Below are 13,789 nucleotides of genomic sequence, written 5' to 3' on the forward strand. Positions count from 1 at the left end.
GGATATCAGGAGGCTCCGGCGTCCCGCAGCAGTTTGGCGATGGCCTCTTGGCCTCGTTGGCGAGCTTGCTGCAGCGGGCTGATTCCGGCGCGGTCCGGCAGGTTGAGGTCGGCCCCGGCGGTGATCAGCCGGCTGACGATCTGCTGGTGCGCAGGGCCGCCGTCGGACAGCACAATGGCTTCCATCAGGCAGGTCCAGCCCAGGCGGTTGACGTGATTCAACTCGACCCCGGCCTTGATCAGCAGGTCCACGGTTTCTACATGGCCGCGCTCGCAGGCGGGGATCAAGGCGGTGCCGCCGTAGCGGTTGGTGCTCTTGAGGTCGGCGCCGTGGGCCAGGGTCAACTTGAGGATTTCGTTGTGGCCGCTGGCACCGGCCAGCAGGTAGGGGCTGTCCTGGATCAGGTTCTTCTGGTTCACATTGGCTCCGGCTTCGATCAGCGCCCGGGCGATCTCGATCCGGTTGTCCCGGGTGGCCAGGAGCAGCGCACTGCTGCCATCCAGGCCGCGATCGTCGATGGCCGCGCCTTGCTGGATCAGTTGCTCAACCTGCTGCAACTGCCCTTTGCGCACCGCGTCCAGCAGTGAGTTGTCGCTGGCCATCACGACTCCCGCGGTGAGCAGTCCGAGGGCGATCAGGCCGCGCTTGAAGGACAACTTGAGCGTCATGGAAACCTCCCGTTCCGATTGATGAAAGGGGAGTATGGTGAGGTGCCTGTGTATTCTGAAATTAAATATAATCATGCCAATCAGTGGCTATAAGGATGGTTAGGCCGGATGCTCGATCCCGTGTTGTTGCGCAGTTTTGTCGCGGTTGCCGACTGCCAGAATTTCACCCGTGCCGCTGAGCGGCTGCACCTGACTCAGTCCACCGTGAGCCAGCAAGTGCGACGCCTGGAGGAAAGCCTGGGCTGCCAGTTGCTGGACCGCGATCAGCGCCAGGTAGTGGCCACGGTGGAGGGCGAGCGCCTGCTGGCTTATGCCCGGCGCATCCTGGCCCTGCATGAAGAGGCCAGCGATGTGCTGATCAACCAGCGCAGCGAAGAGGTGCTGCGTCTCGGGGTACCGGAAGACTTTGCCGCCGAGCGCCTGATGCCGCTGCTCTCGCGTTTTGGCCGCGATTACCCAACGGTGCGCCTGGAGGTCGCCAGCGGCCTGGGGCCGGAGTTGCTGCGCCAGTATCGACGTGGCGAGTTCGACCTGCTGCTGGTCAAGCAGATGGGGCATAGCGATGACTGTCTGGACTCCTGGCCCGAACCCTTGTGCTGGGTCGACAGCCATCGGCAGCCGGCCTTTGGTCGAGATCCGTTGCCCCTGGTGGCGTTTCCGGTCGGTGGTCTGTACCGCCAGGAAATGCTCCATCACTTGGAAGTTGGTGGCTGGCCTTGGCGCATCGCCTATTCCAGCGCCAGCCTGGCCAGTGTCTGTTCGGCGGTGGCGGCGGGATTGGGCATCAGCCTGTTGCCGGTGCGGGTGCTGGGCAAGGGGCACCGGATTCTCGATGGGCACAGCGGCTTGCCGGATATCCAGGGCGTGCGCCTGGCGCTGTACGCCGGCAGTGGCTTGAGCCGGGCCGGCAAGGAATTGCAAGAGCAGTTAAGAACAGTGGCAAGCGGAAAACTGCAGGTTTGAACGTTTGGGTAGTTATAAGTTCTTTTACTTTGGACATAAGTTATAGAGGCTGGATTGCCAGCTATAGCTATTTAGTTAGTTGTTCTGCAGGTTTATTTTGGACAGGGTTGTAAATGCCAACCATGCTGGGTTTGTGAGTTCCAGGAGGAACTTGCTTCATTGGACGAAACATTCAACCGCATAAGGAAACCCGCATCATGTCGAGCATCAATGGAACCTATGTAAACTCCAACGCTGACGCCCGTCTGGTCGTGACCGACGGCAACGACTCCAACGGTTCGTTCAGCGGTGAGTTGACCCAGGCCGGGGTCAAGTACGGCGTTACCGGCCATTACCACTTCCAGAACAGCACCGGCCAGCCGACCATCATCAATGTCTCGGGCTACAACGACGGCTATGGCTATCAGGCCTGGGCGCTGTTCTCTCCCGACCACAACTACTCCCGACTGCGTGCCTCCGGTGCACGCAGCAACTTCAGCGGCGATGTGGTCGGCCTGAGTGGTGAGTTCGTCAAGCAGTAACAAGTTCGATAAATACCAGCCGCTGAATACTCGCTGTTTTATTTAAAGGCAGTGCGGTATTTCAGCGGCTTTGTCGTGCTCGTCAGTAAATCACTGTTGAATGTTAAGTGTTGATGATTAGTTGTGATTTTTTGTCTGGTTGTAATAGGAGATATGTTGTTTTCTCCATCTGACAGGCTTGTTTCCATGCTTTAAGGGAATATTTTCAATGCCTGTAAAGCATGGTTTTTTCCGCTCTTGGTTGCAGCCCTTGATTCACGGGGGCTGGGACGATTCTTGCGGATCAAGTATTCCATTTTGATCTATGTATAACTTGAAAGATTACTTTCAGAGATAAGCACGGCGCGCTGATCATTGGCCCCGCGGCACCGATGTGTGGGGGCAGTTGATACGCCGGTGCCGGGTTATTCAAAAGATCGTAGGGAGTAAATCCATGGGCAATGTCCAGACCGCCGCCGGTGCACACGAGGTGCTGTGGCGCCAGGCACCGAGCGGCGAGTTGGTCGACCTCGGCCGGCCTCACCGCTTGCCGTTGGGCCAATCACGTCTGCAACGCACGCCCAAGGGCATATTGCGCCGTCGTGAGGCGATCCTCCTGGGGGTTGTTGCCCTGGTACTGCACGGTGCGGTGCTCTACTGGCTGAGCCAGAAGCCGACCCCGGTGCTGCCGATCGTGCCGCCGGAAATTCCGCCCATGACCATCGAATTCTCGCGTCCGGCGCCACCCGTGGTCGAGCCGCCTCCACCGCAGCCGGTCCAGCCGGTGGTGGAGCCGCCGCCTCCAGTGGAGGACGAGTTGGCGGTGAAGCCGCCACCGCCCAAACCGGTGCCTAAACCCAAGCCCAAGCCGGTACCCAAGCCTGAGCCGAAACCGGCGCCCAAGCCGGTTCAGCAAACGCCCGCACCGTCAGTACCCGCCGCTCCGGTAGCGGCTCCAACAGCGCCTGCGCCACCGGCCCCGGCTCCGGTGACCCCGGCGTCCGCCAGCGCGGCGTACCTGAAGAACCCGGCGCCGGAATACCCGTCCCTGGCCCAGCGCCGAGGCTGGGAGGGCACGGTGCTGTTGCGGGTGCATGTGTTGGCCAGCGGCAAGCCGGGCGAGATCCAGATCCAGAAAAGCAGTGGTCGCCAGCAGCTTGATGATGCGGCCCTGGCCGCGGTCAAGCGCTGGAGTTTCGTACCGGCCAAGCAGGGTGACGTGGCCCAGGACGGCTGGGTCAGCGTACCCATCGATTTCAAGATTCATTGAGCCGCAAGGCCGATCAAATAACGCGCGCTAAACGCTTACACAGAGGGAACACATCATGACGTTACTGGCATCTCCACTGGAATCCATCGAAAGCGCGGTGATCTGGCTGTTAGTGGTCTTCTCCGTCGCCACCTGGGGCCTGGCCCTGGTCAAGGGCGTGCAGTTCGCTCGCCTCAAGGTCCAGGATCGCAAGTTCCACAATCAGTTCTGGGCGGCCTCGAGTCTCGACTCTGCGGCCGCCTTGAGTGAAACCCAGCCTGGCGCAGCGGCGCGGGTGGCCCAGGCCGGCTACGCGGCGATCCAGGTGGGTGAAGCGCCCCAGGCGGCGGACCTGAGTCAGGCGATCAACCACCAGGACCGTCTTGAACGTGCCCTGCGCCAACAGATCGTGCGTGAGCGTCGCTCCCTGGAAACCGGCTTGGCGGTGGTCGCCAGTATTGGCAGCACCTCGCCCTTCATCGGCCTGTTCGGCACCGTGTGGGGGATCATGGAAGCCTTGAAAGGCATCAGCGCCGCAGGTTCGGCGAGCCTGGAAACCGTGGCCGGCCCGATTGGCGCAGCCCTGGTGGCTACCGGTGTGGGGATCGCCGTCGCGGTGCCTGCGGTGCTGGTTTACAACTACTTTTTACGCCGCCTGAAACTCACCGTTGCCGACCTCGATGACTTTGCCCATGACTTCTACAGCCTGGCGCAGAAGAGCTCGTTCCGCGTGCTGATCCACCCGAGCGCGCACAAGGTTGCGGCCCAGGGCAGCGTGCAGAAAGTCAAGGAGGCGTCCTGATATGGCCTTTTCAACCCAGGACAGCGATGAGGTGCTGAGCGAGATCAACGTCACGCCGCTGGTGGACGTGATGCTGGTGCTGCTGGTGGTGTTTATCGTCACCGCGCCGCTGCTGACCAACGCGATTCCGATCAACCTGCCCAAGACCGAGGCCGTGGCCCCGGTGGAGCAGAAGGATCCGCTGGTGGTGAGCATCGACGGTGCCGGCAAACTGTTTATCAACAAGGACGAGATCCAGCCGGACCTGCTGGAAACCAACTTGCAAGCGGCCAAGGCCAAGGACCCCGAAGTGCGGGTCCAGCTGCAGGCCGATGATGGGGTCAACTACGGGGAAGTGGCCCGGGCCATGGCGTCCATCGAGCGTGCGGGCATCACCAAACTGTCGGTGATCACCGCCCGCTGACAACGAGCAACAAAGCCACGACTTTTCAGGCCGTCTCCTTGGCAGGGTGCGGCCTTTTTTTTGCCTGACGAAAACCCACCTGCAAAGCCCCAGCGAAATTGCGCCAGCTCATGCAAAAAACTCCACTGCGCTCACCTCGTAGGAGCTGGCTTGCCAGCGAAGGCGTCCTCAAGGTTGCACAAGAGCTGATGGCCCTTTCGCCGGCAAGCCGGCTCCTACGAAGAGGGGATGTTTGATATTCATTTAAGGCATTAACAAATAGCTTCTTATTCCTTAACGAATATAACTCCCCTCCCTATACTCGTTCGGGAACAGACACGCAGCAGGAGGGTTCCCCATGCGCAACGCATCCATTCGCTACTTGATTGTGCCGGGCTGGCAAGGATCGCCAGAAGATCATTGGCAAACCCACTGGCAGAACAGCCTGCCCAACAGTGCGCGGGTGGAGCAGGCCGACTGGCTGACGCCGCGCCGTGAAGACTGGGTGGCGGCCCTGGCCGAAGCCATCGCCGCCGATGACACGCCGGTGATCCTGATTGCCCACAGCCTGGGCTGCGTCACCGTGGCCCATTGGGCGGCTCGCGCGCCCGTGGCAGCGTTGCGCCAGGTGCGCGGTGCCTTGCTGGTGGCGCCGGCGGATGTCGAGCGTGCGGCCTGTGCGCCGGCGCTGCGCAACTTCGCACCGATCCCCCGGGACTTGCTGCCCTTTCCCAGCCAGGTGGTCAGCTCCGATAACGACAGCGCCGTGAGCGCGCCACGGGCCATGGAGCTGGCCCGTGATTGGGGCGCTGAAGCGGGGATTCTGGCGGGCGCCGGGCACATCAACGTCAAGTCTGGCCACCATCGCTGGGAACAGGGTTTCGCCTATCTCTATCGTCTGCAGAACCGCATGGAACAACACGCCCTGCGCCGTGCCTGATGACCTTTTTTCTGTTTAAACGCCCCGCCCCCAGGCGGGCTGGGGCGGGAGTCTGCCATGAGCCCTCATACCCCTTTCGGTCAGCCGTTGCTGACCTTTCCCGATGCCGAGAAAAGCCCCCTGAGCATCCGTGCCAAGGCACTGGTGTTCGTCGACCCGCGTTCACGGCAACTGCGTGAAGAGCTGGAACAACTGGCGCCGCGCTCGATCTCGGTGCTGATCCGCGGCGAAACCGGCACCGGCAAGGAACTGCTGGCGCGGCATATCCACCGTGCCAGCGACCGCGGCGGGTTATTTGTCTCGGTCAACTGCGGCGCCATCAGCCCGACCTACGCCGACGCCGAGCTGTTCGGTTATGCCGCCGGCAGTTTCAGCGGCTCCGCCAGCAGCCGCGCCGGCTGGTTCGGTTCGGCCAATGGCGGGACCCTGTACCTGGACGAAATCGGCGACCTGCCGCTGCCGATCCAGACCAAGTTGCTGGCGGCCCTGGAGAACCATGAAGTGACCCGGGTTGGTGCCCAGCAACCGAGCCCGGTGGACGTGCGCCTGGTGGCAGCCACCAGCATCGACCTGGCCCAGGCGGTGGCGGCGGGCAAGTTTCATCAGCGCCTGTACCGCTATCTCAGCGAAGGCCAGCTGGAGTTGCCGGCGCTGCGTGAGCGGGTGGGCGACATCGAGTCGTTGGCCGAGTACTTCCTGGGCATCTACAGCCAGCGCCTGGAACTGCCGGTGCCGCTGATCAGCGAAGCTGCGCAGCAGGCCCTGGATCGCCACAGTTGGCCGGGCAACACCCGGGAGCTGGAGAACGTCATTCACTTTGCCCTGCTGGTCAGTAGTGGCGAGGAGATCCTGCCGGAGCACCTCAACCTGCCGCCGACCCCTTCGCCGCTGGAGCAGATTCAGCAATTGCTGGAGCAGATTGTCCAGAGTGGTTCGGCGGGGGAGCGCCATGCCCTGCAACAACTGCTGCAGCGCACCGGCTTGTCCTGACCCCACCTCCTCCTACACACGACCATTTCAGATCCGGCCCGTAGGAGCTGGCTTGCCAGCGAAGGCGCGCGTGGGGGCGATGCAAGGCCTGAGGGCCTCTTCGCCGGCAAGCCGGCTCCTACACATGACCATTTCAGATCTGGCCCGTAGGAGCTGGCTTGCCAGCGAAGGCGTTCGTGAGGGCGATGCAGGGCTTGAGGGCCTCTTCGCCGGCAAGCCGGCTCCTACACACGACCATTTCAGATCCGGCCCGTAGGAGCTGGCTTGCCAGCGAAGGCATTCGTGAGGGGCGATGCAGGGCTTGAGGGCCTCTTCGCCGGCAAGCCGGCTCCTACACACGACCATTTCAGATCCGGCCCGTAGGAGCTGGCTTGCCAGCGAAGGCATTCGTGAGGGCGATGCAGGGCTTGAGGGCCTCTTCGCCGGCAAGCCGGCTCCTACACATGACCATTTCAGATCCGGCCCGTAGGAGCTGGCTTGCCAGCGAAGGCATTCGTGAGGGCGATGCAGGGCTTGAGGGCCTCTTCGCCGGCAAGCCGGCTCCTACACACAACCATTTCAGATCCGGCCCGTAGGAGCTGGCTTGCCAGCGAAGGCGTTCGTGAGGGCGATGCAGGGCTTGAGGGCCTCTTCGCCGGCAAGCCGGCTCCTACACACGACCATTTCAGATCCGGCCCGTAGGAGCTGGCTTGCCAGCGAAGGCGTTCGTGGGGGCGATGCAAGGCCTGAGGGCCTCTTCGCCGGCAAGCCGGCTCCTACACATGACCATTTCAGATCCGGTCCGTAGGAGCTGGCTTGCCAGCGAAGGCGTTCGTGAGGGCGATGCAGGGCTTGAGGGCCTCTTCGCCGGCAAGCCGGCTCCTGGAAAAAAGCTGGCGGGCGCGGGTTAGAGCGTTGGGATGCTGTATGAACAAAATGGAATATGAAAGTGAATAAAAGATATTGTTCGGGAATAAAAAATCTCGGTATTGTCCGCTTCACGCCAGCAGTGGCACATCACTGGCACCCTGATAAGCACCTCATTTGAAGCCGTCGTCGATTCCGACACTTAAGGACCTTGCATGAAAAAAGTTCTGTTGTTCACCGCACTGGCGGCAGCTCTGAGCGCCGGCATCGCCCAAGCCGGCGAGAAGCTGGTGGTCGCCGCGACCCCGGTGCCCCACGCCGAGATCCTTGAGCTGATCAAGCCAACCCTGGCCAAGGAAGGCGTGGACCTGGAAATCAAGGTCTTCACCGACTACGTGCAACCCAACGTACAGGTCGACCAGAAGCGTCTGGATGCCAACTACTTCCAGACCCTGCCGTACCTCAAGAGCTTCAACGAAGGCAAAGGCACTCACTTGGTGACCGTGATCGGCGTGCACGTCGAACCCTTCGGCGGCTACTCGAAGAAAGTCAAAACCCTGGCCGAGCTGAAAGACGGCGCGACCATTGCCATCCCCAACGAAGGCAGCAACAGCGGCCGTGCCCTGATCCTGTTGCAGAAGGCAGGCCTGATCGAGCTCAAGGACCCGAAGAACGCCGTCGCCACGCCCAAGGACATCGCCAAGAACCCGCACAACTTCAAGTTCAAGGAACTTGAGTCGGCCATGCTGCCACGGGTCCTGGACCAGGTTGACCTGGACATGATCAACACCAACTACGCCCTGGAAGCCGGTCTGAACCCGGCGAAGGATGCGCTGATCATCGAAGGTTCCGATTCGCCTTACGTGAACTACCTGGTGGCCCGTCCGGACAACAAGGACAGCCCGGCGATCCAGAAGCTGGCGAAGGCCTTGACCAGCCCTGAGGTGAAAGCCTTCATCGAGAAAAAGTACAGCGGTGCGGTACTGCCAGCGTTTTGATGAACTAGGCTACTGACGCACTAAACCCCTTCAAGGTTTGAACGCCGACGGCTATGACAGCGTCGGCGTTTTTTATTGCGCCCGCGAAAGCCGCAGGAGCCCGGCGAGGCGAGCTTGGGGGATGCATCGCTTTTTGGACGCCATCGCTCAGTCACGGTAGGAGCCGGCTTGCCGGCGAAGAGGCCTTCGAGATTTGTATCGCTCTTACGGGCGCCTTCGCTGGCAAGCCAGCTCCTACACAAGCCCGCTCCTGCACAAGCCAACTGCTACAGCGGAGCGCTCTTGGCCGTGGGTTGGGTGGCCCGGCGCAACGCCGTCAGCCACTTCATCAGTTCGTGGGGGTCCAGCGGTTGCGGGGTCTTTGCATCAGCCATGGCAATCGTCCTTGAGAGGTGCAGCGTCCGGTAGGGCTGTACGAGCGCGAAAGAACCCGGCAGGCCCGACGGAAAAGGTAGTAGCTGGGCGCCAGCCCGGCAAATCCGCGGGTTAGGTTTTTGGGTGATATCAATATGCTTTAACGGTATTTAAATTCTGCTTTTTATAGCTATAAAGTCGTAACAGCCGGGCGATTACCCATCGCCCCATGGACTGCACCACCGCCGCTGTACCCCAGCGGCGTCCAGGACTCTCAATGACCCTCGATTACGCTTTTATCCTCAGCACCCTGCCGGCGTTTCTCAAAGCCGTGGGGGTAACCCTGCAGGTCGGCCTGATTGCCATCGGCACTTCCTTGCTGGTGGCCTTGATCAACGCCACGCTCCTGGTGTTTCGCACCCCCTACCTGCACCGGCTGATCGGCCTGTACGTGGAACTGGCGCGCAATACCCCACTGTTGATCCAGCTGTTTTTCGTCTACTTCGCCTTGCCGGCCCTGGGCATCAAGGTTTCGGGGTTTACCGCAGCGATCATCACCATGACCTTTCTTGGCGGTGCCTATCTCACGGAAGTGCTGCGCGCTGGCGTCGAGGCGGTGCCCCAGGCGCAGCTGGAGTCGGGACGTTCCATCGGCTTGTCCCAATGGCAGTTGCTGCGCTACGTGATCCTGCCCCAGGCCGGAATCCTCAGCCTGCCGTCGTTGTTTGCCAACTTCATTTTCCTGCTCAAGGAAACCACCGTGGTCTCGGCGGTGGCGGTGCCGGAAATCCTCTACACCACCAAGAGCTACATCGCCCTGTACTACAAGACCTACGAGATGCTGGCGGTGCTGACGCTGATCTGCGTCTTGCTGTTCCTGCCACTGTCGCTGTTGCTCAGCCGTCTGGAAAGGAGGCTTCAGCATGGCCAGTTCGGGTCTTGAGTTGCTGCTGGTGTCCCTGCCGCAATTGGCCCGGGGTGCTGCGCAAACCTTGTCGATTTCTTTGCTGAGCATTGTCTTCAGCACCTTGGGCGGCGCGCTCTACGGCGTGCTGCGCAGCCTGCAGCGCAAGGTCCTGGAGGTACCACTGAGGATCTACCTGGAACTGTTCCGGGCGATCCCGGTGCTGGTCTGGCTGTACCTGCTGTTTTTCGGCTTCCCGATCTTTTTCGGCATCAGCATTCCCAGCTTCACCTGCGCGGTGCTGGTGCTGTCGCTGTGGGGCGCCAGCGAGGTCGGCGAGGTGGTGCGCGGGGCCCTGCAATCGCTGCCCCGGGGCCAGCGCGAAGCGGGCTTGTCGATTGGCCTGTCGAGTGCCCAGCTGTACGGCTACGTGCTGTTGCCCCAGGCGCTGAAACGCATGACGCCACCGACCATCAATGTCTACACGCGGATCATCAAGACCAGTTCCCTGGCGGTGCTGATCGGCGTGGTGGACGTGATCAAGGTTGGCCAGCAGATCATCGAGCGTACCTACGAATCGGTGCTGATCTACGGCGTTTTGTTCCTGTTTTTCTTTTTCATCTGCTACCCGCTGTCGGCCGCCTCCCGCGTGCTGGAGCGGCGCTGGACGCAAGCATGAGCGCATTGATCGAGTTCAAGGGTTTCAACAAGTTCTTCGGCCCGCAGCAGGTGCTCAAGGAGGTCGACCTCAGCGTTGCGGCCGGGGAGGTGATCGTCATCCTCGGCCCCAGCGGTTGCGGCAAGAGCACTTTGCTGCGCTGCCTCAATGGCCTGGAAAGTGCCCATAGCGGACATCTGCGCTTCGCCGGGCGCGAATTGCTGGACCCGGCCACCGACTGGCGGCAGGTACGCCAGCAGATCGGCATGGTGTTCCAGAGCTATCACCTGTTCCCGCACATGAAGGTGCTGGACAACATCCTGCTTGGCCCGCTGAAGGTGCAGAAGCGCCAGCGCCGTGAAGCCCAGGCCCAGGCCGAAGCGCTGTTGGAACGGGTCGGCCTGTTGGACAAGCGCGAGGCGTTTCCCCGACAACTGTCAGGTGGCCAGCAGCAACGCATCGCCATTGTTCGTTCACTGTGCATGAACCCCCAGGTGATGCTGTTCGACGAGGTCACCGCGGCCCTTGATCCGGAGATGGTCAAGGAGGTACTGCAAGTGATCCAGGGCCTGGCCCGGGACGGCATGACCCTGTTGATCGTTACCCATGAGATGGCCTTTGCCCGGGCCGTGGCTGACCGCGTGGTGTTCATGGACGGCGGCCGCATCGTGGAACAGAACACCCCCGAGGCATTCTTCACGAACCCGCAGAGCGCACGCGCGCAGCAGTTCCTGGAGAAGTTCTCGTTTGTTGAAGCACTGCCCAAGAAAGCCCCTAAAAAGGAACTGGAGCTCTTATGAAAACTGCCAAGTCTTCGCTGTTGTTACTGCCACTGTTCGGTCTGGCCCTGCTGGCCGGCTGCGATAAAGCCAATGATCCGCCCAAGCCGGCGGCCAGCACTGCCAGCGCCGCGCCGGCGGCTGGCTACCTGGACAAGATCAAGGCCCGTGACAAGCTGATCGTCGGCGTGTTCACCGACAAGCCGCCGTTTGGTTTCGTCGATGAGGCTGGGCGCTACGTGGGTTTCGATACTGACATCGGCCGCCAATTCGCCAAGGACCTGCTGGGCGACGAGAACAAGGTGGAGTTCGTCGCGGTGGAACCGGCCAGCCGCATTCCCTTCCTGCAGAGCGACAAGGTCGACCTGATCCTGGCCAACATGACCGTGACCCCGGAGCGCAAGGAAGCGGTGGAATTCACCAATCCCAACCTCAAGGTGGCGGTCCAGGCCCTGGTGCCCGAAGGCAGCGAAGTGAAGAGCCTGGATGACCTGGCGAGCCGCACCACCATTGTCACCACCGGCACTACTGCGGATATCTGGCTGACCCAGAACCATCCGGACTGGAAACTGCTGAAGTTCGAAAAGAACACCGAGTCCCTGCAGGCCCTGGCCAATGGCCGTGGCGATGCCTATGCCCAGGACAACCTGATCCTGTTCAGCTGGTCCAAGCAGAACCCGGGCTACCGTGTGCTGCCGCAGACCCTGGGCGAGCAGGCGCCGATTGCCCCGGCGGTGAAGAAAGGCAACATCGAACTGCGTGACTGGGTGAATGCCGAACTGGCCAAGCTGGGCGAAGAGAAATACCTGCTCAAGCTGTATGACCAGTACGTGCGTAAAGAGCTGAGCGATGACACCGCGCCCGACAGCGTGATTGTCGAAGGCGGCAAATGGCAGGGCTGACCCTCCGCGACCTGTAGGAGCTGGCTTGCCAGCGAAGGCGTCCGCGAGGGCGATGCAGGGCTGAGGGCCTCTTCGCCAGCAAGCTGGCTCCTACGGTGGGCGTATTGCGCTTGAGCCATGTAGGAGCTGGCTTGCCAGCGAAGGCGTCCGCGAGGGCGATGTAGGGCCTGAGGGCCTCTTCGCCAGCAAGCTGGCTCCTACGGTGGGTGTATTGCGCTTGAGCCGTGTAGGAGCTGGCTTGCCAGCGAAGGCGTCCGCGAGGGCGATGCAGGGCTTGAGGGCCTCTTCGCCAGCAAGCTGGCTCCTACGGTGGGCGTATTGCGTTTGAGCCGTGTAGGAGCTGGCTTGCCAGCGAAGGCGCCCGTGAGGGCGATGCAGGGCTGGGGCCTTTTCGCCAGCAAGCTGGCTCCTACGGTGGGCGTATTGCGTTTGAGCCGTGTAGGAGCTGGCTTGCCAGCGAAGGCGTCCGTGAGGGCGATGCAGGGTCTGAGGGCCTCTTCGCCAGCAAGCTGGCTCCTACGGTGGGCGTATTGCGTTTGAGCCGTGTAGGAGCTGGCTTGCCAGCGAAGGCGTCCGTGAGGGCGATGCAGGGCTTGAGGGCCTCTTCGCCAGCAAGCTGGCTCCTACGGTGGAGGCATGGCAATCGGGGCTGGCGGGGATGGTTAATCCGGCCAGTACCACGCCGGTTCGTCGAGCATGCGCTGACCGACGATGCCGGTCTGGCCCAGCTCTTTCTCCAGCACGATACAGTTGCATTCGGGGTCTTCCTGCAAGGCTGCGATCAGGCGCCGGGCGTGGGACACCACCCACACCTGGCACTGCATTGAGGCCCCGATGATCAAGCGCGCCAGGGCCGGCAACAGGTCCGGGTGCAGGCTGGTTTCCGGTTCGTTGAGCACCATCAGGCTCGGCGGGCGCGGGGTCAGCAACGCCGCCACCAGCAACAGGTAGCGCAAGGTGCCGTCCGATAACTCCGCTGCCGACAACGGCCGCAGCAATCCTTCCTGATAGAACTCGATGGCGAAACGTCCACCCGGTAGCGGAGCGATATTCAGTCGTGCGCCAGGAAAGGCGTCGCTGATGGCCGCCTGCAAGGCCTCGGGGTCGCCGATCTCGCGGATGGTCTGCAACGCCGCAGCCAGGTCGCGGCCGTCGTGGTGCAGCACCGGCGTCCGGGTGCCCAGTTGCGGTTGGCGTACCGGGGCTTCACTGTCGCTGCGAAAGTGATCGTAGAAGCGCCAGCGGCGGATGAACTCGCGCATTTGCAGCACTTCCGGCGAGCTGCGCAGGCTGCCGACCTGATCGAACAGGCTGTCGAAGTTCGGCGTGTGCTGGGCCAGCACCTCCCAGCTGCGACCCTGGCGGGCGCGAATCAGCGGGCCGTGGCGATCCACCAGCAGGCTGGCCGGACGGTAGAACGGTCCGGACCAGATGCATTCCTTCTTGATTTCCGGGTCCAGGGAGAATTCCGACGTGCTGGGTTCCGGCAGGCCCAGGGCAATCGCGTAGCTGAAGTCCTCGCCGGCAAACCCCAGGCGCAGGCGCTTGCTCGACGAGCGCACGCTGGCCTGGACGGGCACTTCGCCGTTGCGCATGCGCCGGCTGATTTTCTCCGGCCCGGCCCAGAAGGTCGAATCCAGCCCGCCTTCCCGGGCCAGGGCATTGACCACGCCGCCCTGGGCGGTTTCCGCCAGCAGGCGCAGGGCCCGGTACAGGTTGGACTTGCCGCTGCCGTTGGGCCCGGTGATCAGGTTCAGCCGGCCAAGGGGAATCAGCAGGGAGTTGATGGAGCGGTAATTGGCCACCGCCAGGGTCTTGAGCATGCCGGGTCTCCTGTTGCGTGCTGGGCAGTGT

The 13,789-nt window shown here is 62.1% G+C and carries 14 protein-coding genes; 12 read left to right on the top strand and 2 right to left on the bottom strand.

The window, feature by feature from the left end; all coding sequences use genetic code 11:
- Positions 1-5 precede the first annotated feature (5 nt).
- Complete coding sequence (locus tag GV818_RS00385; protein ID WP_161775592.1) at positions 6-668, bottom strand: ankyrin repeat domain-containing protein; 663 nt, start codon at positions 666-668, stop codon at positions 6-8.
- Between the two features lie 108 nt (positions 669-776).
- On the opposite strand from GV818_RS00385, the gene GV818_RS00390 reads away from it, so the two are divergent.
- The 12 genes from GV818_RS00390 to GV818_RS00445 all read left to right on the top strand — a co-directional run bounded on the left by GV818_RS00390 (position 777) and on the right by GV818_RS00445 (position 11,935).
- Positions 777-1,631 (top strand): LysR substrate-binding domain-containing protein, encoded by an 855-nt coding sequence (locus GV818_RS00390; RefSeq protein WP_161775593.1) that lies wholly within the window; start codon positions 777-779, stop codon positions 1,629-1,631.
- Between the two features lie 197 nt (positions 1,632-1,828).
- The gene (locus GV818_RS00395) at positions 1,829-2,152 is read left to right on the top strand and encodes a hypothetical protein (RefSeq protein ID WP_161754037.1); all 324 of its coding nucleotides are present in this window, start codon (positions 1,829-1,831) and stop codon (positions 2,150-2,152) included.
- Positions 2,153-2,585: 433 nt separating this feature from the next.
- Positions 2,586-3,401: an energy transducer TonB gene (locus GV818_RS00400; protein WP_161754039.1), complete on the top strand. Its 816-nt coding sequence runs from the start codon at positions 2,586-2,588 to the stop codon at positions 3,399-3,401.
- A 55-nt stretch (positions 3,402-3,456) separates the two neighbouring features.
- Positions 3,457-4,182 carry a MotA/TolQ/ExbB proton channel family protein gene (locus GV818_RS00405; RefSeq protein ID WP_161754041.1) on the top strand — a complete coding sequence of 242 codons (726 nt, stop codon included), beginning with the start codon at positions 3,457-3,459 and terminating at the stop codon, positions 4,180-4,182.
- Position 4,183: 1 nt separating this feature from the next.
- On the top strand, positions 4,184-4,585 hold the full coding sequence (locus tag GV818_RS00410) for an ExbD/TolR family protein (RefSeq protein ID WP_009041659.1): 402 nt from the start codon (positions 4,184-4,186) through the stop codon (positions 4,583-4,585).
- Positions 4,586-4,922: 337 nt separating this feature from the next.
- Entirely contained in the window at positions 4,923-5,504 is a 582-nt protein-coding gene (locus GV818_RS00415) for an alpha/beta hydrolase (RefSeq protein WP_161754043.1), read from the top strand.
- A gap of 57 nt (positions 5,505-5,561) precedes the next feature.
- Entirely contained in the window at positions 5,562-6,494 is a 933-nt protein-coding gene (locus tag GV818_RS00420) for a sigma 54-interacting transcriptional regulator (RefSeq protein WP_161754045.1), read from the top strand.
- A 1,061-nt stretch (positions 6,495-7,555) separates the two neighbouring features.
- Positions 7,556-8,338: a MetQ/NlpA family ABC transporter substrate-binding protein gene (locus GV818_RS00425; RefSeq protein ID WP_161775594.1), complete on the top strand. Its 783-nt coding sequence runs from the start codon at positions 7,556-7,558 to the stop codon at positions 8,336-8,338.
- Positions 8,339-8,969: 631 nt separating this feature from the next.
- Positions 8,970-9,635: an amino acid ABC transporter permease gene (locus GV818_RS00430; RefSeq protein ID WP_011058611.1), complete on the top strand. Its 666-nt coding sequence runs from the start codon at positions 8,970-8,972 to the stop codon at positions 9,633-9,635.
- Positions 9,616-10,275, top strand: coding sequence for an amino acid ABC transporter permease (locus tag GV818_RS00435; RefSeq protein WP_161754047.1), 660 nt, complete (start codon positions 9,616-9,618; stop codon positions 10,273-10,275). The genes GV818_RS00430 and GV818_RS00435 overlap by 20 nt, the downstream gene beginning before the upstream one ends.
- The gene (locus tag GV818_RS00440; protein WP_161754049.1) at positions 10,272-11,054 is read left to right on the top strand and encodes an amino acid ABC transporter ATP-binding protein; all 783 of its coding nucleotides are present in this window, start codon (positions 10,272-10,274) and stop codon (positions 11,052-11,054) included. The genes GV818_RS00435 and GV818_RS00440 overlap by 4 nt, the downstream gene beginning before the upstream one ends.
- On the top strand, positions 11,051-11,935 hold the full coding sequence (locus tag GV818_RS00445) for a transporter substrate-binding domain-containing protein (RefSeq protein WP_161775595.1): 885 nt from the start codon (positions 11,051-11,053) through the stop codon (positions 11,933-11,935). The genes GV818_RS00440 and GV818_RS00445 overlap by 4 nt, the downstream gene beginning before the upstream one ends.
- 662 nt (positions 11,936-12,597) lie before the next feature.
- Here GV818_RS00445 and GV818_RS00450 read toward each other — a convergent pair.
- Positions 12,598-13,758, bottom strand: coding sequence for an AAA family ATPase (locus GV818_RS00450; RefSeq protein WP_161754053.1), 1,161 nt, complete (start codon positions 13,756-13,758; stop codon positions 12,598-12,600).
- Positions 13,759-13,789: the final 31 nt, after the last annotated feature.

The sequence above is a fragment of the Pseudomonas sp. Fl4BN1 genome (assembly GCF_009908285.1).
Lineage (GTDB): Bacteria > Pseudomonadota > Gammaproteobacteria > Pseudomonadales > Pseudomonadaceae > Aquipseudomonas.

What these genes read in the sequence shown, in the direction of transcription:
- GV818_RS00385 (WP_161775592.1), bottom strand. Translation starts at nt 668, where the DNA reads ATGACGCTCAAGTTGTCCTTCAAGCGCGGCCTGATCGCCCTCGGACTG.
- GV818_RS00390 (WP_161775593.1), top strand. Translation starts at nt 777, where the DNA reads ATGCTCGATCCCGTGTTGTTGCGCAGTTTTGTCGCGGTTGCCGACTGC.
- GV818_RS00395 (WP_161754037.1), top strand. Translation starts at nt 1,829, where the DNA reads ATGTCGAGCATCAATGGAACCTATGTAAACTCCAACGCTGACGCCCGT.
- GV818_RS00400 (WP_161754039.1), top strand. Translation starts at nt 2,586, where the DNA reads ATGGGCAATGTCCAGACCGCCGCCGGTGCACACGAGGTGCTGTGGCGC.
- GV818_RS00405 (WP_161754041.1), top strand. Translation starts at nt 3,457, where the DNA reads ATGACGTTACTGGCATCTCCACTGGAATCCATCGAAAGCGCGGTGATC.
- GV818_RS00410 (WP_009041659.1), top strand. Translation starts at nt 4,184, where the DNA reads ATGGCCTTTTCAACCCAGGACAGCGATGAGGTGCTGAGCGAGATCAAC.
- GV818_RS00415 (WP_161754043.1), top strand. Translation starts at nt 4,923, where the DNA reads ATGCGCAACGCATCCATTCGCTACTTGATTGTGCCGGGCTGGCAAGGA.
- GV818_RS00420 (WP_161754045.1), top strand. Translation starts at nt 5,562, where the DNA reads ATGAGCCCTCATACCCCTTTCGGTCAGCCGTTGCTGACCTTTCCCGAT.
- GV818_RS00425 (WP_161775594.1), top strand. Translation starts at nt 7,556, where the DNA reads ATGAAAAAAGTTCTGTTGTTCACCGCACTGGCGGCAGCTCTGAGCGCC.
- GV818_RS00430 (WP_011058611.1), top strand. Translation starts at nt 8,970, where the DNA reads ATGACCCTCGATTACGCTTTTATCCTCAGCACCCTGCCGGCGTTTCTC.
- GV818_RS00435 (WP_161754047.1), top strand. Translation starts at nt 9,616, where the DNA reads ATGGCCAGTTCGGGTCTTGAGTTGCTGCTGGTGTCCCTGCCGCAATTG.
- GV818_RS00440 (WP_161754049.1), top strand. Translation starts at nt 10,272, where the DNA reads ATGAGCGCATTGATCGAGTTCAAGGGTTTCAACAAGTTCTTCGGCCCG.
- GV818_RS00445 (WP_161775595.1), top strand. Translation starts at nt 11,051, where the DNA reads ATGAAAACTGCCAAGTCTTCGCTGTTGTTACTGCCACTGTTCGGTCTG.
- GV818_RS00450 (WP_161754053.1), bottom strand. Translation starts at nt 13,758, where the DNA reads ATGCTCAAGACCCTGGCGGTGGCCAATTACCGCTCCATCAACTCCCTG.